22 protein-coding genes are annotated in these 24,871 nt (G+C 72.5%); 12 read left to right on the top strand and 10 right to left on the bottom strand.

All coding sequences use genetic code 11. The annotated features are described in order from the left end of the window. The first annotated feature begins 47 nt into the window (after positions 1–47). Positions 48–821, top strand: coding sequence for an enoyl-CoA hydratase-related protein (locus tag AB0J42_RS02520; protein WP_364287751.1), 774 nt, complete (start codon positions 48–50; stop codon positions 819–821). On the opposite strand, the gene AB0J42_RS02515 is transcribed toward AB0J42_RS02520, so the two are convergent. Continuing rightward, positions 818–1,963 carry an endo-1,4-beta-xylanase gene (locus AB0J42_RS02515; protein ID WP_364287748.1) on the bottom strand — a complete coding sequence of 382 codons (1,146 nt, stop codon included), beginning with the start codon at positions 1,961–1,963 and terminating at the stop codon, positions 818–820. The genes AB0J42_RS02520 and AB0J42_RS02515 overlap by 4 nt on opposite strands. Beyond that, on the bottom strand, positions 1,960–3,300 hold the full coding sequence (locus AB0J42_RS02510) for a glycoside hydrolase (RefSeq protein WP_364287745.1): 1,341 nt from the start codon (positions 3,298–3,300) through the stop codon (positions 1,960–1,962). The genes AB0J42_RS02515 and AB0J42_RS02510 overlap by 4 nt, the downstream gene beginning before the upstream one ends. Positions 3,301–3,490: 190 nt before the next feature. Here AB0J42_RS02510 and AB0J42_RS02505 point away from each other — a divergent pair, with 190 nt between their 5' ends. The 10 genes from AB0J42_RS02505 (at position 3,491) to AB0J42_RS02460 (ending at position 15,779) form a co-directional block, all read left to right on the top strand. Next, positions 3,491–3,880, top strand: coding sequence for a hypothetical protein (locus tag AB0J42_RS02505; RefSeq protein WP_364287742.1), 390 nt, complete (start codon positions 3,491–3,493; stop codon positions 3,878–3,880). Continuing rightward, complete coding sequence (locus tag AB0J42_RS02500) at positions 3,871–5,076, top strand: DUF6395 domain-containing protein (protein WP_364287739.1); 1,206 nt, start codon at positions 3,871–3,873, stop codon at positions 5,074–5,076. The genes AB0J42_RS02505 and AB0J42_RS02500 overlap by 10 nt, the downstream gene beginning before the upstream one ends. Positions 5,077–5,097: 21 nt before the next feature. Next, positions 5,098–5,940: a M55 family metallopeptidase gene (locus AB0J42_RS02495; protein WP_364287736.1), complete on the top strand. Its 843-nt coding sequence runs from the start codon at positions 5,098–5,100 to the stop codon at positions 5,938–5,940. A gap of 79 nt (positions 5,941–6,019) precedes the next feature. Further along, on the top strand, positions 6,020–7,570 hold the full coding sequence (locus tag AB0J42_RS02490; protein ID WP_364287733.1) for a flavin monoamine oxidase family protein: 1,551 nt from the start codon (positions 6,020–6,022) through the stop codon (positions 7,568–7,570). A 58-nt stretch (positions 7,571–7,628) separates the two neighbouring features. After that, positions 7,629–8,141, top strand: coding sequence for a YbaK/EbsC family protein (locus AB0J42_RS02485; protein WP_364287731.1), 513 nt, complete (start codon positions 7,629–7,631; stop codon positions 8,139–8,141). A 180-nt stretch (positions 8,142–8,321) separates the two neighbouring features. Next, entirely contained in the window at positions 8,322–10,667 is a 2,346-nt protein-coding gene (locus AB0J42_RS02480) for a protein kinase (RefSeq protein ID WP_364287728.1), read from the top strand. A gap of 16 nt (positions 10,668–10,683) precedes the next feature. Further along, entirely contained in the window at positions 10,684–12,549 is a 1,866-nt protein-coding gene (locus AB0J42_RS02475; RefSeq protein WP_364287725.1) for a protein kinase, read from the top strand. A 39-nt stretch (positions 12,550–12,588) separates the two neighbouring features. Then, the gene (locus AB0J42_RS02470; RefSeq protein WP_364287722.1) at positions 12,589–13,809 is read left to right on the top strand and encodes a serine/threonine-protein kinase; all 1,221 of its coding nucleotides are present in this window, start codon (positions 12,589–12,591) and stop codon (positions 13,807–13,809) included. A 217-nt stretch (positions 13,810–14,026) separates the two neighbouring features. Then, a complete protein-coding gene (locus AB0J42_RS02465; RefSeq protein ID WP_364287719.1) occupies positions 14,027–14,806 on the top strand; it encodes an electron transfer flavoprotein subunit beta/FixA family protein in 780 nt (259 codons plus the stop codon). Between the two features lie 19 nt (positions 14,807–14,825). After that, the gene (locus AB0J42_RS02460; protein ID WP_364287716.1) at positions 14,826–15,779 is read left to right on the top strand and encodes an electron transfer flavoprotein subunit alpha/FixB family protein; all 954 of its coding nucleotides are present in this window, start codon (positions 14,826–14,828) and stop codon (positions 15,777–15,779) included. Between the two features lie 282 nt (positions 15,780–16,061). Here the strand turns inward: AB0J42_RS02460 and AB0J42_RS02455 are convergent, their stop codons facing one another. From AB0J42_RS02455 to AB0J42_RS02425, 7 genes are all read right to left on the bottom strand, one after another. Next, positions 16,062–17,603: a HAMP domain-containing sensor histidine kinase gene (locus AB0J42_RS02455; protein WP_364287713.1), complete on the bottom strand. Its 1,542-nt coding sequence runs from the start codon at positions 17,601–17,603 to the stop codon at positions 16,062–16,064. Then, the gene (locus tag AB0J42_RS02450; protein WP_364287710.1) at positions 17,600–18,313 is read right to left on the bottom strand and encodes a response regulator transcription factor; all 714 of its coding nucleotides are present in this window, start codon (positions 18,311–18,313) and stop codon (positions 17,600–17,602) included. The genes AB0J42_RS02455 and AB0J42_RS02450 overlap by 4 nt, the downstream gene beginning before the upstream one ends. A 36-nt stretch (positions 18,314–18,349) precedes the next feature. Then, positions 18,350–19,111, bottom strand: coding sequence for a hypothetical protein (locus tag AB0J42_RS02445; protein WP_364287707.1), 762 nt, complete (start codon positions 19,109–19,111; stop codon positions 18,350–18,352). A gap of 40 nt (positions 19,112–19,151) precedes the next feature. After that, positions 19,152–20,048, bottom strand: a complete 897-nt coding sequence (locus tag AB0J42_RS02440; protein ID WP_364287704.1) for an ABC transporter ATP-binding protein — start codon at positions 20,046–20,048, stop codon at positions 19,152–19,154. A 94-nt stretch (positions 20,049–20,142) separates the two neighbouring features. After that, the gene (locus AB0J42_RS02435) at positions 20,143–20,526 is read right to left on the bottom strand and encodes an HIT domain-containing protein (protein ID WP_364287701.1); all 384 of its coding nucleotides are present in this window, start codon (positions 20,524–20,526) and stop codon (positions 20,143–20,145) included. Positions 20,527–20,544: 18 nt separating this feature from the next. Beyond that, positions 20,545–21,735 (bottom strand): MFS transporter, encoded by a 1,191-nt coding sequence (locus AB0J42_RS02430; RefSeq protein ID WP_364287698.1) that lies wholly within the window; start codon positions 21,733–21,735, stop codon positions 20,545–20,547. Positions 21,736–21,941: 206 nt separating this feature from the next. Further along, complete coding sequence (locus tag AB0J42_RS02425) at positions 21,942–22,454, bottom strand: TetR/AcrR family transcriptional regulator (RefSeq protein WP_364287695.1); 513 nt, start codon at positions 22,452–22,454, stop codon at positions 21,942–21,944. 53 nt (positions 22,455–22,507) lie between these two features. Here AB0J42_RS02425 and AB0J42_RS02420 point away from each other — a divergent pair, with 53 nt between their 5' ends. Further along, positions 22,508–23,671 (top strand): cysteine desulfurase family protein, encoded by a 1,164-nt coding sequence (locus AB0J42_RS02420; RefSeq protein WP_364287692.1) that lies wholly within the window; start codon positions 22,508–22,510, stop codon positions 23,669–23,671. 96 nt (positions 23,672–23,767) lie between these two features. On the opposite strand, the gene AB0J42_RS02415 is transcribed toward AB0J42_RS02420, so the two are convergent. Beyond that, positions 23,768–24,817, bottom strand: a complete 1,050-nt coding sequence (locus AB0J42_RS02415) for a DUF695 domain-containing protein (RefSeq protein WP_364287689.1) — start codon at positions 24,815–24,817, stop codon at positions 23,768–23,770. Between the last annotated feature and the right edge of the window lie 54 nt (positions 24,818–24,871).

The raw sequence follows: 24,871 nt of genomic DNA, 5'->3' as shown, positions 1-24,871 counted from the left end.
GTGGACCCTCCGGGGGCGGTGCGGGGGCGGCCGGTAGGGTTCGCATCATGGCTGAGTTCGTAAGCGTCGAGGTGGCCGACCGGATCGCCACGATCAGACTGGACCGTCCGAAGATGAACGCGCTCAACGCCCAGGTGCAGCGGGAGATCGCCGAGGCGGCCCGCGCTGTCGACGCCGACCAGGACGTGCGCGCCGTGGTGGTCTACGGCGGTGAGCGGGTGTTCGCCGCGGGCGCGGACATCAAGGAGATGGCCGTCATGTCGTACGCCGACATGAACGCGCACTCGCGCACCCTGCAAGACTGCTTCACCGCCGTCGCCCGCATCGGCAAGCCGGTCATCGCCGCGATCACGGGCTACGCGCTCGGCGGCGGCTGCGAGCTCGCCCTCTGCGCCGACTTCCGGGTCGCCGGGGAGTCCGCCAAGCTGGGCCAGCCCGAGATCCAGCTCGGCATCATCCCCGGCGCCGGCGGCACGCAGCGGCTGCCGCGGCTCATCGGCCCGGCCCGCGCCAAGGACCTGATCTTCAGCGGGCGTCACGTGCCCGCCGCCGAGGCGCAGGCCATCGGCCTGGTCGACCGGGTCGTGCCCGACGCCGAGGTCTACCAGGCCGCGCGCGACTGGGCCGCCACCTTCACCGACGGGCCCGCCGTCGCGCTGCGGGCCGCCAAGCAGGCCGTCGACCAGGGGCTGGAGGTGGACCTCGACTCCGGCCTGGAGATCGAGAGACTCCAGTTCTCCGGGCTCTTCGCCACGGACGACGCGAAGATCGGCATGACGGCCTTCGCCGAGAAGTCCACCCCCGAGTTCACCGGCCGCTAGCGCCGCCTGGTCGCCAGCAGGGCGTGGTAGGCGGGCTTCGGCTTCAGGTTCTCGTCGAGGATGCAGGCCGCGCCCTCGCCCTCGAACCAGTCCGGCACCCACGAGTGCCGGTCGGTGAAGCTCCAGACGGTGAACTCCTTGCACGCCTTGACGCTCAGGCAGTCGGCCAGCGCCCTGCTGTAGTACTCGGCCTGGGTGGCGAGCTTCTCGGGCGTGACGGGCATCACCATGCGCACGTCCATCTCGGTGACCGCGATCTCCAGGCCGAGGTCGGCGAAGCGGCGCATGACGTTCGCCCAGTCGGCGGGATAGTCGTACTGGATGCCCAGGTGGCCCTGGAAGCCCATGCCGTCGATCGGCACCCGCTGCGCCTTCAGGTCCTTGATCAGCTCCAGATAACGGTTGATCTTGGCCTGGTCCCACTCGACGTTGTAGTCGTTGAGGTAGAGCTTGGCGTGCGGGTCGGCCTTGCGGGCCCAGCGGAAGGCGTCGGCCAGATAGCTGGGGCCGAGGTGCTCCAGCCAGATGGACTGCCGCAGGTTGCCCTCGTCGTCGACCACCTCGTTGGCCACGTCCCACGCCCTGATCTTGCCCTTGTACCGGCGGACCTGGGTGGTGACGTGGTCGCGCAGGATCTGCCTGAGCTCGTCGGGGCCGATCGAGCCGTCCGCGACGCCGTCGGTGAGCCAGGCCGGCAGCTGGTTGTGCCAGATCAGGGTGTGGCCGCGCACCTGCTGGCCGTGGCGGCGCGCGTTCTCGACCACCGCGTCCGCGTCTTCCCAGGTGTAGACGCCGCGCTCGGGCTCGACGCTCTCCCACTTCATCGCGTTCTCGGCGGTGACGTGGTTGAACTCGCGGTTGAGCACCTTCCGGTAGTCGGCCTCGTCACGCAGTGAGGCCACGTTCACGGCGCTGCCGATGCTGATGCCGTTCTTGCGCGCCAGGTCGCGCAGGTCCTTGACCTTGTGGTGGCCCGGCCCATGACCGTGGCCGGGGCCGTGACCGTGCCCCGGTCCATGACCGTGGCCGGGGCCGTGACCATGACCGGGGCCATGACCGGGGCCGCCGGGTGCCGCGTACGCGGGGACGGCGAGCGCGGGCACGGCGAGCGCCAGGGTGAGTGCGACGATCAGGGGTCTCATCGGTGACCTCCGGTGACGATGGTGGTGAGGGTGCGTGGCGCGAGCGTGACGCTCCCGCCGGTGATCTTGCTGGGGGCGAGGTCGTGCGTGCTGTCGGTCAGGTACGCGGTCGCCCGGCCGCGTACGCCGTGCCAGGTGACCGGCTCGGTGCCGGTGTTGATCACCTGGACGACCTTGGATCCGTCGCGGTTGCGGAAGGCGGAGACCTTCAGCGCCGGGTCGGCGGCGGAGGCGTCCACCCGGACCGCGCCGGGCCGGACGAACCTGCCGTAGGCCGCCAGCGCCCAGAACCGCTTGGCCACCCGGTAGGTCCCCGCCGTGTCGTCGATCTGCATCAGCGCCCTGGTCGCGCCGCGCGAGGCGCCGAACCAGAAGACGTAGGCGCTGGCCCGGCCCAGGGTCAGCGCGTCGTGCACGGCCAGCGCGACCGTCATGCCGTCGTAGCCGCTGCCGTCGTCCCAGTTCTCGTTCCAGGTGTCGCCGTTCGGGTTCCACTCCGACATCCACACCTTGCGGTCCGTGGGCAGCGGGCCGTCCACGGGGCTCGCGTACGTGTGACCGGCGTGGATCTTGACCCAGCGGCGGGCCTCCGGGTCGGCCTCGATGGCCCGGGTGTAGGCGCGGGCCTGGTCCCAGCCGAAGGAGTCGCAGCAGACCACGTTCATGCCGCGGGCGATCGGGCCGAGCACCTTGACGAACTCGGCGGCCTGCTCGGGGGTGAGGCGCATGGACGCGTAGGGGGCCGTGTAGTCGGGCTCGTTGGTGAAGGCCAGGTCGGTGATCCTGATGCCTTCCTTCTTGTAGAAGTCCGCGTAGGCGACGAGGTAGCGGGCGTACGCCTCGGCCCACTCGGGTCTGAGCGTGCCGCCGTTCTTGTCGTCGCCGTTGTCCTTCATGTAGCCGGGGGCGCTCCAGGCGTTGGCGTAGAAGCGTTCGACCCCGTACCGCCTGGCCTCTCTGGCGACCCAGACCTGGCTGTTGTCGTCGCCGTCCCAGACGTACTTCGGCGGCGCGTCCGGGCCGCCGGGGTCCTCGGGCTGGTGGGAGACCATGTGGTCGTACGGGCTGCCGGCCGGGGAGGAGCCGATGCCCAGGCGCAGGATGCTGAGTCCCGCCCCCTTGCGCGGGTGGAACCAGAGGTCGAGGATCTCGCGCCGCTGCCGGGGCGTGAGCGCTTCGAGCAGTTCGTTGCGGCGGAACGCCTGTGAGAGGCCGAAGCCGTCGATCTCCTGGTGGCGGACGTGTTCGCGGACGGTGATGGGTGGGGGGTCCCCGTGCGGCGCGGGGTTCACGGCGGTGAAGCCGAGCAGGGTGACCGCGACAACGCCTCGCAACATGGCGCCTCCGAAAGTTTCGGAAGGTTGACGAATATTTCGCCACCGACCGGAAACGTATGGGGTTACAGGCGCTTCGTCAACACCTTTGTCAGGCTCCGTCCGGATTCGCCGGGCGGCGGCATACCGATCCAGCTACAGCACGGGTTCACCCGGCCAGAAGGCGGGATGTTTCCCACTAAGGTGACCTTTCATGAAGCGCGTCCTCGTTCCCGCACGGCTGCGTAAGGCCGTGCGCTCGTGGTTCGACTCCCGGTACATCTCCATCGCGGACCACCGCCAGGACATCAGGGACGCCCTCTGGGAGGTCCAGACGCTCCGCCGGGAGATGGCCACCCTTCAGGCCGAGGTCGAGCGCCTGCGCGCCGCCGCCGAGCAGGCGCCGAGACAGCAGCAGAAGCAGGCCCCGAACGCCGCCGAGACCCACCGGCTCGCCCGCGACGCCCACCGCCTGGCCAAGGAGACGGCCCAGGCCCTCGACGGCCTGCTGCAGAACGAGGTCCTCATCTGGCAGGCGATCGACGACCTCAAGACCCGCGTGCCGGCCGCGCCCGCCCGCGAGGAGTCGCGCCCGTGCGCGTGACCTGGACCGGCGGCCTGCTCGAATTCCGGCTCGACCCCGAGGACGAGATCACCGGCAAGGCCTCCGACGAGCACCCTGTCAAGCTGGCCACCAACTCCTGCACCCTCACCAACGTGCCGGAGGACGCCCACCCCGACCTGTTCGCCGTCGCCGCCTGGACGGTCGTCGCGCCCTGGACGAGGCGGCGGATCGTCTTCGACCGCGCCGTCTCGCCCCGCCTCGCGGAGGCCCTGCACGACGGCTGGGGCATCGAGGCGGGCCCGATCGGCGCCGAGCCCCGGGCCGCCGGAAGCACGCTCGCGATCTCGTACAGCGGCGGCGCCGACTCCGTGGCCGCGGCCGTCGTCTACCCGGACGCCCCGTTCGTCCACTTCCGCCGGATGTCGCACCCCCGGGTGCCCAACCGCTGGCCGCACTACCGCTCCGACGTCCTGGCCAAGCTGGCCGAGCAGACCGGGCGGCCGCTCACCACCGTCGGCTCCGACCTGGAGTACACCCTCGCCGAGCCCCGCCCCGGCTACCCCGAGCACCACGCGGTCGCGGCCGGCGCGCTGCTGAACGCGGACCGGCTGGACCTCGGCGGGCTGGGCTTCGGCTACGAGATCGGCTCGCGCTGGCTCGGCGGCGGCCGTTACCTGCACCGCTACACTCCCGACAACCCCATGTGGTCGCCGCACGGCAAGTGGGGCAGGCTCTTCGCCGCGGTCGGGGTCCACATCGTGCTGCCCGTCGGCGGCGTCAGCGAGGCGGTCACCATGCGCCTGGCGCTCGGCTCCGAGCTCGCCGGCCAGGTCCGCTGGTGTCTCCAGGGCACCGGCGGCCCCTGCCGGACCTGCGCCAAGTGCCTCTACAAGGAGCTCATCCAGGCCGCCGTCGAGCGCCGCCCGCTCGACACCCCGCTCACCGCCGACCACCACCGGGCGCGCAAGTGGCTCCGCCCCCCGCCCTACGGCGGTCAGGAGATGGTCGAGTACGGCCTGGCCCGCATCCCCGGCATCGAGAACACCCTCTTCGCCGGATGCCTGCAGTACTTCGAGGCCACGGAGGAGTCGACGAGCTGGCTCGACCACTGCTACCCCCCGGCGCTGGCCGAGATCCCCGAGGCCTGGCGCGACCAGGCGGTCTCGTTCATGAAGTCCGAGGTCGGGCTCATGACCGAGAAGGAAGTCCACCGCGTGGAGACCTGGGGCTCCTAGTCCCGGCTGAGAGGTGAGCGCATGAGGGTCTACCTGTCCGTCGACATGGAGGGGGTCACCGGCCTGACCGACCCCGAGGAGATGCACGCGGGCAAGCGCGGGTACGAGCGAGGCTGCGAGCTGATGACGGCCGACGCGAACGCCGCGATCGACGGGGCGTTCGCCGCGGGCGCGACGCAGGCGCTGGTGAACGACGCCCACGGCTCCACCAAGAACCTCCGGATCGACCTGCTCGACCCGCGCGCGACCCTGATCAGGGGGCCGGGCAAGGCGCAGCGGATGGCGCAGGGGCTCGACGGGTCCTTCCAGGCCGCCGCCTTCGTCGGCTACCACGCGCGGGCCGGGGTGAGCGACGGGGTGCTCAACCACACCTGGATGGGCAAGGAGATCCAGAACGTCTACCTCAACGGCGAACTGGCCGGGGAGACGCGGGTGGTGGCGGCGTGCGCCGGGTTCCACGGCGTGCCCGTGGCGCTGGTCACCGGTGACGAGGCCGTCGGCGAGGAGGCCCGCGAGCTGCTGGGCGACGTGGAGACGGTGGCGGTCAAGAAGGGCATCGGCAAGTTCTCCGCCGAGCTGCTGCCGCCCGCCGTGGCCCAGGAACGCATCCGTGAGGGCATGGCCAGGGCGCTCAACAGGTTGACCGACTTCACGCCCTACACGATCGATCCTCCGTACACGCTGGGGGTCGAGTGGAACTCGACCGCCATCGCGGCGGCGGTGGCGCTGATCCCCGGCGTGAAGACGGCGGGGACGCGGCACACCGAGTTCACCACGGACGACTTCACCCAGATCATGGCGCTGTTCGGGATCTTCGCGACGATCGGCGGCCAGGTGGCGTGCGGGAGCGGCCCGTACGGGTGAGCGACCCTCACGGACGGACCGCCCGCGGGCGGCCGTAGTGTCTCAGCGTTCCAGGACAGGCGGTGTTGCGGGAGGCGGCATGGACGGCGCGACTCTGACCAGGCGCGGGCTGCTGGTGGGCATCGGCGCGGCCGGTGGCGCCGGGGCCATGTACGCCGCGATGGGCGCGCTCGGCCTGGCCCCCGAGGAGCAGGACAAGACCTTCACCCCGCCCCGGGCGGGCGACTTCTCGCTGCAGGGGCGGGCGGCGGCCAAGGTGGTGATCCTCGGCGCCGGGGTGACGGGGCTGACCGCCGCCTACGAGCTGGGCAAGGCCGGTTACGACTGCACGCTGCTGGAGGCCAGGGACAAGCCCGGCGGGCGGAACCTCACCCTGCGCGGCGGCGACCGGCTGACCGAGCTGCACGGCCCCACCCAGGAGGTCAAGCTGAGCGAGGGCCTCTACTTCAACGCCGGGCCGGCCCGGATCGCGCAGTGGATGGTGACCCTCGACTACTGCCGCGAGCTGGGCGTCCCCATCGAGACCTTCGTCAACAGGAACGCCCAGGCGTACATCCACACCAACAGCCAGACGTTCCGGCAGCGCACCGCCCGCGCCGACATGTACGGATATGTCGCCGAACTGCTGGCGAAAGCCACCGACTCCGGCGCGCTCGACCGCAAGCTCACCGCCGAGGACCGCGACCGGCTCCTCACCTTCCTGCGCCGCTTCGGCGACCTCGGCCCCAAGCTCGACTACGAGGGCTCCACCCGCCGCGGCTTCTTCGACTACCCCGGCCTGAACGAGGGCGACCCGTTCCCCCCGCCCGGCAGCCTGTCGGAAGTCCTCGCCGCCGGCACCGGCCGGGCCATCACCAACGACTTCGGCCACGACCAGGCCAGCCCCATGTTCCAGGTCGTCGGCGGCAGCGACACGATCGTCAGACGGCTTGTGGAGGTGATCGGCGAGCACCGCATCACCACCGGCGCCAAGGTCACCAAGATCACCGACCTGCCCGACGGCGTCGAGGTCACCTGGGACGGCGGCCGGATCAAGGCCGACTACTGCATCGCCACTCTGCCGCCCCACCTGCTCGCCAGGATCCCGCACAACCTGGGCGACGACGTCACCGCCGCCCTGAACGTGCCCCGGCCCATGACCACCGGGAAGATCGGCCTGGAGTACGACCGTCGCTGGTGGGAGCTGGAAGACCGGATCTACGGCGGCGTCACCGAGACCGACCTGGATATCGCGCGCATCTGGTACCCCTCGTACGGCTACCACAGCGAGCGCGGCGTGCTCGTCGGCTACTACAACCATGGGGCGGACGCCGCGCTGTACGGCGCGCTCACCCCCGACGACCGCCGCCGCCGCGCGCTCACCCAGGGCAAGAAGATCCACGGCGAGAAGTACCGCACCGGCGTGCTGTCCTCCGTCTCCGTCGCCTGGGAACGCCAGGAACACATCCAGGGCGGCTGGGCCAGCTGGCCCTCCTTTGATTCGTCCTTCACTCTTCTGCAACGTCCCAGCGGAAGGGTCTACTTCGCGGGCGACTACCTCACCCGGCTGACCGCCTGGATGGCCGGCGCGATGGAGTCCGCCCGCGGCGTCGTCACCGCGCTGCACCGGCGCGCGCTGCAGTCGTCGTGACGCACCCGCTGCTCGCGGGTCCGCATAGGGTCCTGGGAGGAGCGAACGAGGAGATGGGATGACGTTGCACTGGGTTCCGGCGGCCGAGCGGACCGACCTGCTGGCCGATCCGGTGGCACGGGTGATCGGGCAGGTGGCGGGCGCGCGGGTCGCGGAGATCGACCCGGAGCTGGCCGACACCGCCGCGTTCTGCGAGCGCTACGGCGTGGCCATGGGCGACTCCGCCAACTGCGTGATCGTCGCCGCCAAGCGCGGCGGCGAGGTCCGCTACGCCGCCTGCATGGTGCTCGCCACCACCCGCGCCGACGTCAACGGCGTGGTGCGCAAGCACCTCGGCGCCCGCAAGGCGAGCTTCGCCCCCATGGACGAGGCGGTGGAGCTCACCGGCATGGAGTACGGCGGCATCACCCCCGTCGGGCTGCCCGCCGACTGGCCGATCCTGGTCGACACTCAGGTCGCCGAGCACCCCGACGTGGTCATCGGCAGCGGCGTGCGCAGGTCCAAGCTCGCCGTCTCCGGCGCCACCCTGGCCGGGCTGAAGGGAGCCGAAGTCCTCCCCCTGGCCACCTGAGCGACAGCTCCAGAGAGCGAGGAACGATGCCGGCGCACCACGCGAGGGGCACACAACGTTTCCGAACCGAGACCGTCAGTTGGGAAACCCTTGACCCTCATCCGGACGTTGTACGAGTGGGAATGTGGCCTCGTGGTTCATCTCGTGGGCGGGGATTAAGCCGGTATGGTGCTTCATGCCATGAACGATGACCGACTCGGCCCTTACCGGCTGCTCAGACGGCTGGGCGAGGGGGGAATGGGCGTTGTCCATCTCGCCGTCGACCCCCAGGGGCGGCAGGTGGCGGTCAAGGTCCTGCGTGCCGAGGTCGCCGGTGACGAGGTCGCCAGGCGGCGGCTCTCGCGCGAGGTCGAGACGATGCGGCGGGTGCGCAGCAAGTACATCGCCGAGGTGCTCGACGCCGATGTGACCGGTCATCGTCCCTACATCGTCACCCGATACGTCGCCGGCCGCGCGCTCGACGAGGTCGTCAAGGACGACGGGCCGCTCGACCTGCCCGCGCTGCTCAAGGTCGGCTACGGCGTGGCCGCGGCGCTGGCCGCCGTCCATTCGGTCGGCGTGATCCACCGCGACCTCAAGCCGGGCAACGTGCTGATCCTCGACGGCGAGCCGGTGCTGATCGACTTCGGCATCGCCCAGGCGGTCGACGCGACGCGGCTGACCCAGACGGGCATGTTCATCGGCACCCCCGGCTACCTCGCCCCGGAGATCATCGAAGGGCAGGAGGCCGGGCCCGAGGTCGACGTGCACGCCTGGGCCGGCACCCTCCTGTACGCCGGCACCGGCCAGCCGCCCTTCGGCAAGGGCACGCTGGAGATGGTGTTCTACAACATCACCGCGGGCAAGGCCGACGTCGGCGCCGCCCCCGCCCCTCTCCAGCCGCTCCTCAAGGCCGCCTTCCAGCGCAACCCGGCCAAGCGCCCCAAGGCGGCGGAGCTGGCCGAGCAGGTGGCCAGACTGATGCCCGCGGCGGGCCTGGCGACCCCCGACGAGATCTCCACCTTCCCCTACCCCGACCCTGCCTACGAAGACCCCGCCACCCGCCCGGCCCGCCCCGGCACCGGCCCCAGACCCGCCTTCCCAGGCAGCGGCCCTCAGCCAACGGGTGGTCATCAGACAGCAGGTGGCTCTCACCCGGCGGCGAGTGGTCCTCAAGCGGCGGCGAGCGGCCCTCACGGGCCGGCTGGAGCACCGCACGGCGCGGGGAGCGGCGCACAGAGCCTTCTCCCCGGTCAGGTCCCGGGCAACGGCTCCCCGCCGGGCAGCGGCCCTCAAGGTCCCGCACCGTACGGAACGCAACCCCCGGGCGGACTGCCTCAACAGAGCTTCCTCAGCGGTCCCGGCCAATCCGCCGGAGCGCCACCTCATGGTCAGCCCCAGAGCTTGCTCGGCGGCCCCCACAACCCTGGCAGCGGCCCCCAGAACCCCCAAGGCACGGGCAGCACGCCACAGAGCCAAGGTCCGGGGAGCGGGCCGCAGGGTGCTGACGTCGGTGACAGGCCGGGGTGGGAGGTTTCGACGCCGCCGGTGACGCCGCGCAAGTCGGTGCAGGGGCAGGACCCCAGGGTCCCGCCGCCCGCGCCCGACCAGCGGTACGTGTCGCTGCTGCCCGGCCAGGGCGACCCGTGGCCCACACGCAGGGTGAGCCCCGAGGAGCTGCGCCAGGCGCAGTCCGCGCCGTGGCAGCAGCAGCCGGAGACCGACGTGCCGACGCGGCGGCTGCGGGCCGACGACCAGGACATGCCCACCAGAAGGGTCCGCCCCGAGGCGCCCGACTACGGCAGGGGCGCCCCGGTGCCGCCGCCCCCGTACATCCCGCCGCAGGTCCCGTTCGCGCCGGAGCAGCAGACCAAGCGGGACGAGTTCCCGCCGGACCCGACCAAGCGGGAGCCGTTCATCCCGGGCGCGCGCCCCGGGCACGCGCTGCAGCGGTCGGCCGCGTACGGGGTGGCGGGCGCGATGCTGCTCGTCGTCATGATCGTGCTGGCCGCGCGGGCGCCGGTGCTGGTGGCCGTGGTGGCGCTGCCGGTCGCGGTGCTGCTGCGCGCCGCCGACCTGGCCCAGCCCGAGCTGGTCGCCCGCCGCTCGACGGGTTCGGCCGCGCTGGACGTGGTCAGGGTGCCGGCCCATCCGCGGGCGCTGGCCAAATCGGCGGGCATCACGCTCGCCCTGGGCCTGTACGCGGCCATCCTCGGCCTGCCCGTGACGCTCCTGCTCACGGTGGCCGCCGATATGAACCCGTACAACGCGCTGGCCTGGGGCGCGGCGGTGGCGCTGTGGACGGTCTGCGCCGGTCCCGGGGTAGAGGGACCTGGACGCCAGATGCGCAGGACGCTGTCATCGCTCGTACCCTCGAGGACAACGGCGATGGTGATGGCGGGAGTGTTCGCGGTGGGGGCCGCGCTCTCGCTGATCCTCGCTTACGGCACGTTCGGGGACAACGCGAGGAGGGCCATATGGACTCCGGTGGACGTCGGGCCCGTGGTCGATCTGCTGCAAGAGCTGAAGGGAGATTCGGGGGGATGACGCGGGGACGATGGCGATGAGCGCGGGCGACACCCGGACGCCAGAGCGGCTCGGCCCGTACCGGCTGGTCAGGAAGATCGGCGAAGGGGGCATGGGGGTCGTCCACCTCGGCATCGACGAGGAGGGCCGCGAGGTCGCCATCAAGGTCCTGCACCCGCACGTGGCCGCCGACCTGAAGGCCCGCGACCGGCTCACCCGCGAGGTCGAGACGATGCGCCGGGTGCGCAGCCCGTACGTCGCCGAGGTGCTCGACGCCGAGCTGGTGGGGGGCCAGCCGTACGTGGTGACCCGGTTCGCGCCGGGGCGCACGCTCGAGGAGACCGTGCTGTCCGACGGCCCGCTCGACGCTCCCCAGCTCATCAGGCTGGCGCAGGGGCTGTGCCAGGCGCTGGTGGCCATCCACGCGGCCGACGTGATCCACCGCGACTTCAAGCCGTCCAACGTGATGCTCGTCGACGGCGAGCCGCTGGTCATCGACTTCGGCATCGCCCACCTGGTCAACGCCACCCGGCTGACCCAGACGGGCATGTTCGTCGGCACGCCGGGCTATCTGGCCCCGGAGATCATCCGCGACTCCGACATCACGCAGCGGGCGGACGTCCACTCGCTGGCCTCGACGGTGTTCTTCGCCGCGGCCGGGGTGCCGCCGTTCGGCACGGGCGCGTTCGAGGCCGTCTGCTTCAACATCATGGAGGGGCGGGCGCAGCTCGACAAGGCGCCCGTGTGGCTGCGCGGCTGGCTGAGCCGCGCCCTCCAGGTCGACCCGGAGGCCCGGCCCGACGCCCGCGAGCTGCTGCGGATGGCCAGGGCGCTGGATCCGTCGGTCACCACGTTCAACGAGTCGCCGCCCGATCAGCCGGCGCCGACCAAGCGGCTCGGCCGTACGAAGGTCATGGACTCGTTCGCCGACCTGCTGCCGCCGGTCGAGTACGGGCAGCCCAGCGCGCCGCCGCCGCGCGAGGAGCAGCCGCCGCCGTACGTGCCCGCGCCGGTCACGGCCCGGCCGCCCTGGCCCGACCAGCGGGTGGCGGGCTATCCCGCGCCGCCGCCGGATCAGCGGGTGGCGGGCTATCCCCCGCCCCACCCCGACCAGCGGGTGGCCGGTTATCCCGCGCCGCAGCCCGACCGGCGGGTCGCGGGCTATCCCGCGCCGCCCGCCCAGGCGCGGCCGCAGACCCAGGCCCGGCCCTACGAGCCGCCGCGCACGCAGCCCTCCGAACGCAAGCGTTACCTGGTGGGCAGCCAGTTCGTGGCGCTGCTCGGGCTGGTCGCCCTGGTCGCGCTGACGGTGATGATGCCGGTGCTGATGAGCGCCGCCGCGATCGTCCTGGCGCTGGTGCTGCGGGTGGGCGAGTACCTGTTCGGCGACATGGTGAAGCGGCGTCAGGTGCGCGGCAGCAGCGCCGCCGACCCGCTGCTGGTGGTGCTGGGCACGCCGTGGGCGCTGATCAAGGCCACGCTGGTGAGCCTGGTGCAGGTGCCGCTGGCGATCCTGTTCGGCGTGTGCGTGTGGGGGGTGCTGCGCTGGGGCGGCGGGATGGGCGTGAACGAGGCCGCCTCATACGCGGCCGGCGCGCTCGTGGCAGGTCTGTTCGTCCTGCCGGGCGGCGGCGCGCCGCGCCGGGCGGTCACCCGCTCGCTCACCGGCGTGCTGCGCTCGCCGGGCGCGGCGACGGTGGCGGCCCTGGTGATGGGCACGGTCGCGCTGTTCGCGGTGCTGTTCGCGATGGGCGGCACGCCGTCGTGGGAGCCGTGGCGGGCGCCGGAGACCGTCATCGACGAGCTGACCAGGCGCGCCCAGGACAGCGCGATGGGCCTGATAACGGGCCTGATCGACGACCTGATGAGAGAGCTGGGGCTGGGCTTCCTGTCGCCTTGGTAGCGGGTGTCCCCGGCGGCCGTCGTGGGGAGAAGTAGGGGTATGAGCGAGCACCTCGGCCCGTACCAGCTGCTCTCCCGGCTGGGCGCGGGCGGCTTCGGCGAAGTGCACCTGGCACTCGACCCGGCGGGCCGCACGGTCGCGGTCAAGGTGCTCCATCCGCACGTCGCGGCCGACGCCGCGGCGCTGGCCCGGCTGGAGCGCGAGGTCGAGACCATGCGGCGGGTCGGCGGCCGGAACGTCGCGGAGGTGCTCGACGCCTCCTTCGGCGGCGACCGGCCCTACCTCGTCACCCGCTACGTGCAGGGCAAGCCGCTCAGCGCGGTGCCCGTGCCGGTGGCCGATCTGCGGTCGCTGGCCGCCGGGCTGGCGGAGGCGCTGCTGGCCATGCATGATGCCGGGGTGGTCCACCGCGATCTCAAGCCCGCCAACGTGATGATGAGCGAGGGCGAGCCGGTCGTCATCGACTTCGGCATCGCGCACGCGCTCGACTCGCTCTCCGTCACCGCCTCGGGCGCGGTGGTCGGCACTCCCGGCTACTTAGCCCCGGAGGTGCTGGAGGGCGGCCCGGCGGGTCCCGCCGCGGACGTGTTCTCCTTCGGCGCGACGCTGGCCTACGCCGCCACCGGGCGTCACCCGTACGGCACGGGGCCCGCGTCGGCGGTCGCCTACCGCGTCGTGCACCACCCGCCCGACCTGACGGGCGCGCCCGGCTGGCTGGAGCCGCTGCTGGCCGAGTGCCTCGCCACCGACCCGGCCGCGCGGCCGGTGGCCGCGGACATCTGCGCCCGGCTGGGGGTGGAGGCGGCCCGCCCGCGCCGTCTCTCCCCGATTCCGGCGGGTACGGGCGACTCCGGACGTGATGTCCACCACATGGAGACCCAGACCCTGCGGCCTGCCGGGGCGGCGCGCGAGCTGCCGGTGGAGGAGGCCAGGGCCCGCCACCGGGAGAAGGTGCGCAGGCGCTGGCTGGCCGGTTCGACGGTGTTCGTGGCGCTGCTGGCGGCGGCGGCCACCGAGCCGCTGCCGGAGGTGGCGCTCTTCCTGCTGGCCGCGTTCTCGCTGGCCGTGGTGGTGGACGCGGGGTTCGCGCTGTTCTCGCGCGGCCCTTTCACCAAGGGCAGGATCGTCGCGGACGCGCTGGGCGTCGCCGGGGCGGTGGGCCTGTCGGTGGCGCTGAGCGCGTTCTTCAGCACTCCGGTGCTGGCGCTGTTCGCGGGCACGGCGCTGGTCCTCGGGATCGTGTTCCTGTTCACGGCCTGAGCCTTTGACCAGGGGTGCCAGTAAACAGCGGAACAATGCTCGGTAAAGTGGGCCTCGCGCGCGGAACCGCGGAAACGTGCGTAAGCTACTTGTGGGTAACATGGCTGCCGGGACACCCGCTGTCATGGTGGCGATGGGGCCCTGGCAGTCTGGACTGGACATCCGGCGCCGACCGCTCGTGGCGGCGCACGCGAACATGGGAGGTCGGCCACCGGCCATGAACATTGTCGTCTGCGTGAAGCAGGTCCCTGACACGGCGACCGAGCGCAAGCTGCGGTCCGATGACAAGACGCTCGACCGTGACGCGGTCGACGGCGTGGTGAACGAGCTCGACGAGTATGCCGTCGAGGAGGCGCTCAAGCTCAAGGAGGCCCACGGCGGTGAGGTGACCGTCCTCACCATGGGTCCGGGCAAGGCCACCGAGACGATCCGCAAGGCGCTGGCGATGGGCGCCGACAAGGCGGTCCACCTCGTCGACGACGCGCTGCACGGCTCCGACGCCCTCGGCACGTCCTACGCCATGGCGCAGGCGCTGAAGAAGATCGGGTTCGACCTGGTCATCCTCGGCTCGGAGTCCACCGACGCGCGCACCGGCGTGCTGCCCGCGATGCTGGCCGAGCGCCTCGGCACGCCGCAGCTCACGCTGGCCAACAAGGTCGAGATCGACGGCTCGGCCATCAAGATCCAGCGGCTCACCGACTACGGCTACGACCGGGTCGAGGCCTCGCTGCCCGCCGTCGTGTCCGTGGTCGAGAAGATCAACGAGCCGCGCTACCCGTCCTTCAAGGGCATCATGGCCGCCAAGAAGAAGCCGGTCGAGACCATGGGCGTGGCCGACGCCGAGATCGACACCGCTCAGGTGGGCCTCGCCGCCTCCTGGTCGCAGGTCGTCGACTTCGCCTCGGCGCCGCCGCGCGCCGCCGGCACGATCGTCAAGGACGAGGGCGACGGCGGTGCCAAGGTCGCCGAGTTCCTCGCGTCCAAGAAGTTCATCTGAGAACGGGGGTTTTACTGATATGTCGGAGATTCTCGTTCTCGTCGAGCAGGTCGACGGCGAGGTCAAGAAGGTCACCCTGGAGCTGCTGACGCTGGCGCGCCGGCTCGGCACTCCCTCCGCCGTCTGGGCGGGCCCCGGCTACGGCCCGGACGCCAAGGCCAAGCTGGCCGAGTACGGCGCCGAGAAGATCTACGTGGCCGGCTCTGAGGACATCACCGGATACGTGGTCGCGCCCAAGGCCGAACTGCTCGCCCAGCTCGTCGCGGACAAGTCGGCCGCGGCCGTGCTGGTCGCCGCGACCCCCGAGGGCAAGGAGGTCGCCGGGCGGCTCGCCGTCAAGACCGACTCCGGCGTCATCACCGACGCCGTGGGCATCGGCGAGGGCTTCGTGGCCGAGCAGTCCATCTTCGGCGGCGGCGTGAACGTCCAGGCGAAGGTGAGCCGGGGCACCCCGATCGTCGCCGTGCGGCCCAACTCGACCGCCCCCGAGGCCGCCGCCGGCGCCGGGGCCGAGGAGGAGGTGTCGGTCTCGCTGTCCGACGCCGCCAAGGCCGCCCGCATCGTCGAGCGCGTCAAGGAGGAGAAGGGCGCCCGGCCCGAGCTGACCGAGGCCGCGGTCGTCGTGGCCGGCGGGCGCGGCGTGGGCTCGGCGGAGAACTTCTCCGTCATCGAGGGCCTGGCCGACAGCCTGGGCGCCGCCGTGGGCGCCTCCCGCGCCGCCACGGACGCCGGCTGGTACCCGCACCAGTTCCAGGTGGGCCAGACCGGCAAGACCGTGTCGCCGCAGCTCTACATCGCCGCCGGCATCTCCGGCGCCATCCAGCACCGGGCCGGCATGCAGACCGCCAAGACCATCGTGGCGATCAACAAGGACCCGGAGGCGCCGATCTTCGAGCTGGCCGACTACGGCATCGTGGGCGACCTGCACCAGGTTGTCCCGCAGCTCACCGAGGAGATCAACAAGCGCAAGTAGCATCCGCGTTTCCCGCGCAACGGCGCCGCACCCGTGCGGCGCCGTTGGCGTTTCCGTGGGTGGGTGATCCGCACCGGTCGAAAGCCGAGCGCGCCGTTGCTCTCTCTTTCTCCGCCTACGCCCCCGCAGCTCCCACTTCTTCTCGCCCTCTTTGACCATCAAAACCAGTCAAAAGCCAGTTTGGGAAACCCCTCGGGCTGGGCGCCGTTAAGCGTTCCTTCGGCCCGCTGTGCTCGCCGTAGGCGGTGAAGAGCCTGCTGGTTCTGTGGACGGGGTTTCGTCTCACTGCGGCTCTCGCGGGAGCAGAAGGCGGAACGCGGCGCCCTCGCCGGGGGAGGAGTCGATCTCCACCCGCCCGCCGTGGGCGGCCGCGATGGAACGGACGATCGCCAGCCCCAGCCCGGCCCCGCCGGTGGTGCGGTTGCGGGAGCCGTCGGCGCGGTAGAAGCGGTCGAAGACCCGCTCCGCCTGTTCGGGGGAGAGGCCGGGCCCGGAGTCGGCGATCACCAGCGCGGCGTCCGGGCCGACGGTGCCCACGCCGATCCTGACCGGGGTGCCCGGCGGGGTGTGGGCGACCGCGTTGCCCACCAGGTTGGCCACCACCTGGCGGAGCCGGTCCTCGTCGCCCAGGACCGGGGCGCTCGCCGGTGGGCCGCCGTCAGGCCCGGTGAGCGTGATGGGCCGCGTCGGGTCCAGGGCGGCGAGGTCGGCGCGGGCGTCGGCGGCGAGCGTCCGCAGATCCATCGGCGTCAGGTCGAGCACGACTTCGAAGGCCCCGTCCCGGAGGGCGCCGTCACCGGTGGGAGCCGCTGGAGCGTCCGGGGGGCGGTTCCCGGTGGTCTCGGCGGCTGTGGCGAGGTCCATGGTGGCCAGGAGCAGCAGGTCGTCCACCAGCTTGGCCAGGCGGGCCGACTCGCTCTCGACGCGGGCCAGCGCCGCGTCCGCGTCGGTGCCGCCCATCCGGTACAGCTCGGAGAAGCCCTTGATGCCGAAGAGCGGGGTGCGCAGCTCGTGGCTCACGTCGGCGACGAACCGGCGCATCCGGGCCTCCGACTCCTCCCGGGCGGCGAACCCCCGCTCGATCTGCGCCAGCATGCCGTTGAGCGAGCGGGCCAGCCGCCCCACCTCGGTGCCGGGCCCGGCGGGTTCGGGCACCCGTCTGCTCAGGTCGCCCCCGGCGATGGCCGCCGCGGTCTCCTCGACGCGGCGCAGCGGCGCCAGCCCCGCCTTGATCGCGAACCCGCCCGTCACCGCCAGTACGGCCAGCAGCAGCCCGCCCGCGACCAGGGACGCCACCCGTACCCGCTGGACCGTCGAGTTCATCGCGCCGAGCGAGACCGCGGCGACGACCGAGGCGTGCCCGGAACCGGCCGCGCGGGACGGCACCGCGACCGCCCGCCACTGCTCCTCCCCGTCGCCGGGCACCGTGAACGGCCGTCCGGCGCGGGCCGCGACGGCGGCCGTGTCCAGCCGGGGCAGCCGGGGCGTCCCTTCGGACGGCGGGGTCTCGACCGTGCCGGCCACCGTGTCGGCCACCGTGCCGTCGGCGGCGAGGAAGGCCAGCCGCACCTCCTGGATCAGGTCGAACTCGGCCGGGAGCGCGGGCGCCTGGTTGCGTGCGGCCCGCTGCCGCAGCAGGTCCACGAGCGTGGGCGGCATCGCGCCGAGCGCCGTCGCCATCTGGGTGAGCTGGGCGTCGATCCGGGCCGTCAGCTCCGTTTCGAGCTGCCGTACCACGACCGCGCTGACGACCGTCAGGCCGGTCACGAGCAGCGCCAGCGTGATCGCGAGCAGCCGCGCCCGCAGCGACAGCCGTCTGATCACGGCTTGGGCCTGCGCAGCACGTAGCCGACGCCGTGGACGGTGTGGATGAGTTTCGGCCCGCCGGTGTCGAGCTTGCGGCGCAGGTAGCTGATGTAGGTGTCGACGATGCTGGAGTCTCCGGCGAAGTCGTAGCGCCACACGGCCTGGAGGATGTCGGCCTTGGGCAGCACCCGGCCGGCGTTCTCGGCCAGGTGGCGCAGCAGCCTGAACTCGGTCGGCGACAGCCGCACCGGGACGCCGCCCCGGGTCACCTGGTGGCCTTCCGGGTCCACCTCCAGGTCGCCGACGACCAGCGTCCGCCCGTCGGGTGAGGCGCCGGTGCGCCGCAGGATGGCCCGGATGCGGGCCAGCAGCTCCTCCAGGTCGAACGGCTTGGTCACGTAGTCGTCGCCGCCCAGCCGCAGGCCGTTGATCTTGTCGGCGGTGGTGTCGCGCGCGGTCAGGAACAGCACCGGGACCGGCCCCGGCCTGCCGCCCGCCCTCGGCAGGGTCCGCAGCCTGCGCAGCACCTCGAACCCGTCGAGGTCGGGCAGCATCACGTCGAGCAGCACCAGGTCGGGCGGGTCGCGCCGGGCCGCCTCCAGCGCCCCCGCGCCGCTGTCGGCGGAGCTGACGGTGAAGCCCGCGAACCGGAGCGTGGCCGCGAGCAGCTCCTTGACGGTCGGCTCGTCGTCGACCACGAGCAGCCGTTCGCCTGTGGGTTCCCGCACCTGCCGTCCTCCCGCCCTCAGCCTACGGGCCCGTGGTCACACGTCGCGCGTGCGGAACCGGATCCGCGCCGACACCATCATGACCGTCACGAAAGCGGACAGGACGCCCATGCCTGCCCAGAGGGGGAGCGAGTCTTCGGGGGACAGGAGCGGCCGGAACGCCGCCGTGTTCGGCCACCAAGTGATCAGGAAGTCGCCCAGCAGCTTGGGCATGATAGTGGAGAGCACCGGCAGCAGCAGGAAGGCCGTGCCGGTGTTCACCGCCGACGCCGTGCTCCTCAGCGTGATCCCGAGCGTGAGCCCGAACAGCGCCACCAGCTCCAGCACGCCCGGCCCGAGCAGCAGCATCCGCACCGCGGCGGGGTCGTCCAGCCAGACGCGCGGCACTCCCAGCATGGCCAGCGTCGTCTGCGAGACCAGGAACATCACCAGCACCGCCGCCGCGCCCACCACCAGCCCGACCGCGGCCACCAGCGCCGCTTTCGCCGCCACCAGCCGGGTGCGCCGCCCCGCCGCCGCCACGGTGGCCCGGATCGTGCCGAACCCGTACTCGGTGCTGGCCACCAGCGCACCCAGCGCCGCGACCAGCACCTGCACGATGAAGATGCCCCGGAAGCCGCCCTGCAGCGGATCGAACGCGGCCTGCTCCGCCGCCGTCGCCTGCACGTACTCGGCCGCGGACGCCTGCGCGAACAGCCAGCCGAACAGCGCCGACACGACCACGACGGCCGCGGCCAGCATCGGCATCGCCCGTACGCTCCGGAACTTGGTCCACTCGGCCAGCACCAGCCCTTTCACCGCACACCCCCGAACTCCAGCGAGGTCGGCACCAGCCCCTTCACCGGACCCCTCCGAACTCGACGCTGTCCCTGGTCAGTTCCATGAAGGTGTCCTCCAGCGAGGCGCGGCGGGGGCTCAGCTCGGCCAGCACCACGCCTTCCGCCGCGGCCAGCCGCCCGATGTCGGGCGCCGTCATGCCGGTCACGACCAGCTCGTCGCCGCGCGTACGTACGTGCGCCCCGGCGAGCTCCAGCCGCGCGCCGAACCCCGCGCCCTCGCTCACCCGGACCAGCACCTCGGTGGCGGCGCCGGTGAACTCCCCGATCCCGCCCTCCGCGATCAGCCTCCCCCTGCCGATCACCACCAGCCGGTCGGCGGTGACCGCCATCTCGCTCATCAGGTGGCTGGACACCAGCACCGTGCGCCCCTCGGCGGCCAGGTCGCGCAGCAGCGTGCGGATCCACAGCACGCCCTCGGGGTCGAGCCCGTTCACCGGCTCGTCCAGCAGCAGCACCTCCGGGTCGCCGAGCAGCGCGGCGGCGATGCCGAGCCGCTGGCACATGCCGAGCGAGAACCCGCCGGCCCGTTTGCCCGCCGCGTCCGCCAGCCCCACCAGCTCCAGCACCTCGCCCACCCGGCGGTCCGGGAGGCCGTTGCTCCTGGCCAGGTAGAGCAGGTGGTCGCGGGCGGTCCGGCGGGGGTGCAGGGCCTGCGCCTCCAGCAGCGACCCCACCGTGCGCAGCGGGGCCTCCAGCTCCTGGTAGCGCCGCCCGAGGATGGTCACCGTGCCGGACGTGGGCAGGTCGAGGCCGAGGATCATCCGCATCGTGGTGGTCTTGCCGGCGCCGTTGGGCCCCAGGAACCCGGTGACCAAGCCAGGCCGTACGTCGAACGTGAGCCCGTCCACCGCGCACACCTCGCCGTAGCGTTTGGTCAGTGCGTCCAGTCGAATCATGCCGCCACCCTGGCCCGCCAGGTTGGAGGCGTTCTGAATGTTTCTGTGAGACCTCTGTGAGCCCGCGCCGTCCAGCCGTGACACCCGCCGGGACTCAGAGAACACTCACAGCTTCCCGCAGCCGGCCGCCCAGCTCTTCAGCCTGCTCCCGGCTCCACGGAATCAGCCCGTTCTCCGACATCAGCGCATGGAACTGCTGCTCCCGGTAGGGCGTGCCGGGCGGCAGCGGGGCCACGTGCCAGTCCAGGTGGGGCTCGCGGACCACGTGCTCGACGTGCGCCTTCGGGCTGACCAGCGCGTACCCGGGCATCGTCGGGTAGCGCGACAGGAACGCCAGGTGGTGCTCGTCCTCGTAGAAGATCTGCTCGTACGCGAAGGCGGGGTCCCCGGCGACGACGGCGCAGATGAAGCAGGGGATGGACCGGACGCGCGCCTCGTAGGCGGCCACGTCGAAGGGGACGTTCCTCTCAAGCGTCATGATCTAGATCATGACGTGTCAGGCCGCCATCGGCTGCTCGTCGCGTGCGGGCGTCAGCGGCGTGACGGCGGCGGGCTCCCGGCGCGGCAGCAGGCGCGCCGCGCCCGCGATGAGCAGGCCGAGCGCGACGGCCACCACGAGCGCGGTACGGAGCGAGGTCACGTCCGACAGGAAGCCGATCACGACGGGGCCGAGCAGCAGGCCCGCGTACCCCATCGCGCCCGCCTGGGCGATCGCCGGGCCGGGGGTGCTGGTGGCGGTGCCGGCCAGGGAGAGCGTCAGCGGCGAGATCGTCGCCACGCCGAGGCCCACGAAGAACATCGCGGCCAGCGCGACCACCGGCGTGGGCACGGCCAGCACCACGCCGAAGAAGACGGCGGTGGCCAGCCCCGAGGCCGTCAGCATGCCCCGGACCCCGAACCGCGAGCGCAGCCGGTCACCCGTCATCCGCCCGAGCAGCATGCCCGCCTCGAAGATCGGGTAGCCGAGCGCGGCCAGAGCTTCCGGCGCCTTCAGCGTGTCGCGCAGGTAGAGGCCGTTCCAGTCGGCGACCACGCCCTCGACCATGAAGGCGAAGAACGCCAGCGCCCCCAGCAGGTACACCACCGCGGGCAGGCGGCGGCGCGGCCCGGAGGCGGTCTCGGGCGCGGGCGCGTCCGGCAGGTAGGCGCGGCCGAGCACCAGCAGCACCGGCATGGACAGCACGCTGACCAGCACCAGGTTGGCGGTGAACGACAGGCCCAGGGCGATCGAGAGGCTGCCGGTGATGCCGGCGGACATGGCGCCGATGCACCAGCCGGCGTGCATGCCGTTCATCAGCGGCCGCCCGTAGGCGCGCTCCACGGTGGAGCCCTGGGCGTTCATCGCGATGTCGAACAGGCCGAACGTCATGCCGAAGACCACGGCCGCGGCCAGCAGCACCGGCAGGTTCGGCGCCAGGCCCACCGCCGCCAGGGAGAGCGCGGTCAGCGGCCCGCCGACGCGCAGCACCGCCCGGCTGCCGGCCCGGCTCATCACGCGGCGCATCGACTGCATGGTCACCAGCGCGCCCAGCCCCCAGGCGAGCAGCAGGCCGCCGACGTCCGCCTCGGACAGCCCGAGCTTGTCGGTCAGTGCGGGGATGCGCACGGTCATGGTGCCGACCATCAGGCCGGCGAGGACGAAGGTGAGCACGGCGCCGAAGCGGGCCGTTCTCAGGTCACGGTTCATGGGGACCTCACAGAAGCATCAGCAAGCGGGCAGAACTGAGACCCGGCCGTAGCCGGGTCTTGGGAGGAAAAGGAGGGTGTCGGGAGGTGCGTCTGCTGTTCCGGGCCGCGCCGGTGATTCAGCGCGCGCGCCGTCCAGGCAGGCGTTTCAGCAGGTCAGTCTGTACGAGTTAGCGGCGGCAGCCGGGGACCGGCGCGGCCGGGAGCTTACGAAGGGCGTTTCAGCAGCGCTCGCAGGCGGCCGTCGATCGCACGCAGGTCGTCGTCGCTGTTGAGGTCCGGGTTGTGGCTGGCCACGTCCCAGAGCCCTTCGCAGGCCAGCCGGACGATCTGCGAGGCCACCGGGTCGGGCTCGCCCGCCAGCTCCTCGCTGTGCCAGCGGGCCATGGCTTCACGCAGCGGGGCCAGCAGGTCGATGCTGCCGGACGCGACGGTGACCACGGCCCATCGTCGCAGCCCGCCCTGGCGGATGGCGGCGAGGGTGGCGCCCAGGTAGCGCTCGGTGTAGGTCGCGTCGGGCTGGGCGGCGATGAGGGCGTCGAACTCCTCGATCAGACGCTCCACCATCGCCTTGATCAGCGCTTCCTTGGTGGAGAAGTGGTAGAGGAGCCCGCCCTTGCTCACGCCGGCCCGGTCGGCCACGGCGGAAAGGGTGAGAGCGGTCGAGCCCTGCTCGCTGAGCAGCTCTTCCGCAGCGTCCAGTAGCTCACCCCGCCTCATGCCTCAACTGTACCGTCCGGACGGTACAGTGGCAAACGAGATACCCTTGCCGGGTGAGCAGACCGTCGGCCTATCTCGATCACGCGGCGACCACGCCGATGCTTCCCGAGGCCATCGAGGCCATGACGGAGCAACTCGGCCGGGTCGGCAACGCTTCCTCCCTGCACGCCGCCGGACGCGAGGCCCGCCGGGTGGTGGAGGAATCACGCGAGGCGATCGCCGACGCGCTCGGCGCCCGCCCCAGCGAGGTGGTGTTCACCTCGGGCGGCACCGAGGCCGACAACCTCGCGATCAAGGGCCTGTTCTGGGCGCGGCGGCCCAGGAAACGCCTCCTCATCAGCTCGGTCGAGCACCACGCCGTCCTCGACCCCGCCCAGTGGCTGGCCGACAGCCAGGGCGCCGAGGTCGAGCTGCTGGAGGTCGACGAGACCGGCCGGGTCGCCCCCGAGACGCTGCGCGCCGCCATCGAGCGCGACCCCGGCGACGTCGCCCTGATCAGCGTCATGTGGGCCAACAGCGAGGTCGGCACCATCCAGCCGGTCCGCGTCCTGGCCTCGATCGCCCGCGACCACGGCATCCCGTTCCACACCGACGCCGTGCAGGCGGTCGGGCAGCTGCCCGTGTCGTTCGCCGAGTCCGGCGCCGACGCGCTCACCCTGACCGGCCACAAGATCGGCGGCCCGATGGGCGTCGGCGCGCTGCTGCTGGCCCGCGGCATGACCCCGGTCCCGGTGCAGCACGGCGGCGGCCAGGAGCGCGACGTCCGCTCCGGCACGCTCGACGCGCCCGCCATCGCCGGGCTCGCCGCCGCGGTCCGCGTCGCGGTCAAGGAGCAGGAGGCGATGCACCGCCACCTGTCGGCGCTCCGCGACGACCTCATCGCCCGGGTCCGCCAGGCCGTGCCCGGCGTGGTGCTCAACGGCGACCCCGGCCACCGGCTGCCGGGCAACGCCCACTTCTCCTTCCCCGGCTGCGAGGGCGACGCGCTGCTGATGCTGCTCGACGCCAGGGGAGTGCAGTGCTCGACCGGCTCCGCCTGCTCGGCGGGGGTGGCCCAGCCCTCTCACGTGCTGCTGGCGATGGGCGCGGAGGCGGCGGCGGCCCGGGGCTCGCTCCGCTTCACGCTGGGCCACACCTCCACCCAGGAAGACGTCGACCGCCTCATCGAGGTGCTGCCGGCCGCCGTGGAACGTGCCCGCCGCGCCGGCCTCAGCTGAGCGGTCAGGCCGGGAAGGCCGCCACCGCGCTCCACGACGGGTCCGGGCGGTCAGGCCGGGAAGGCCGCCACCGCGCACCAGGACGGGTCCTAGCGGTCAGGCCAGGAAGGCCGCCACGGCGCTCCACGACGGGTCGGCGCTCACGTCCACCCGTGCCCTGCCCTCTTTCCACGTGGCGGCGAGCTCCTTGAGCGCCGCCGCGGCGTCGCTCTCCTCGTCGGCGTACACGTGCATGACCCGGCGGCGCTCGGCGCTCAGGTGGACGGCCAGCACCGCGTCGTCGCCCAGCGCGCCCAGCAGCTCGCCGAGCCGTTCCTCGAACGTGCGCAGCGCCGCCAGCGACTCGCCCTGCGGCAGCCCGTCCTGGTCTTTGACCCGGTACGGCAGGGTGATGGCGATGTGCTGGTCGAGCAGCGGATAGTCGACGGGCCGCAGCGGATAGCGGGCCGAGGCGACCAGCGGCGCCCCGCTCGCCGTCCGGCCCTCCAGTGTGGCCCACTGCCCGGTCTCCCAGTCGCCCGCCACGTCGGCCACCACCGCGGGCAGGTGGACGGCGGGCACGGCGTCCATCGGCGGTGCGGCGGCGGCGGTGATCTCGCCCACCCACCGGGCCACCTCGTCCTCGCCGAGCAGCCGGTCGAGCGCCAGCAGCGTGGCGTCCATCCGCGAGCTCTCGTCGAGCTCGCCGAAGATCGGATGGTACGCGGCCACGTCGACCCGCAGCGCCCCGCGCGGCACCCGCAGCCCGAGCACCAGCTTGTCCATCCCGAACTCGATCCCGCCCGCCTCCAGCGTCACCGCACCGGGGTCGGCGCTCGCCCGGCGCGACGGGTGGAACTCCCACAGCAGGTCGGCGGCCGGCGCCCCGCGCGCCCAGCGGTGGGCCAGCGAGCGCAGCTCGGCGTCGCCCGCGGCCGTCACGACCAGCGCGTGCGCCGCCTCGCCGCCCGGGGCCAGCTCCCACACCAGATCCGCGTGGATCTCCGCCACCGCGGGGCCGAGCAGCTCCGCCATCTTGCCGCTCTCCCCGGCCGCCACCGCCGCGTCCAGCTCCGGCCTGGCGCTCTCCCACCACTGCCAGAACCCCGCCACCCGCTCACCCGGGCCGGCACCCTCGTCTTGGCTCTTGCGCCCGAACAGTCGCATGGATGAATCCTGGCAGACCGTGCGCCCGCTCCGCGCACCCGTGCACGCCCGAGC

It is taken from the genome of Nonomuraea sp. NPDC049649 (assembly GCF_040675175.1).
GTDB lineage: Bacteria > Actinomycetota > Actinomycetes > Streptosporangiales > Streptosporangiaceae > Nonomuraea.
Note: the sequence above shows the minus strand (reverse complement) of the source record. Positions and strands in the feature narration are given on the sequence as shown.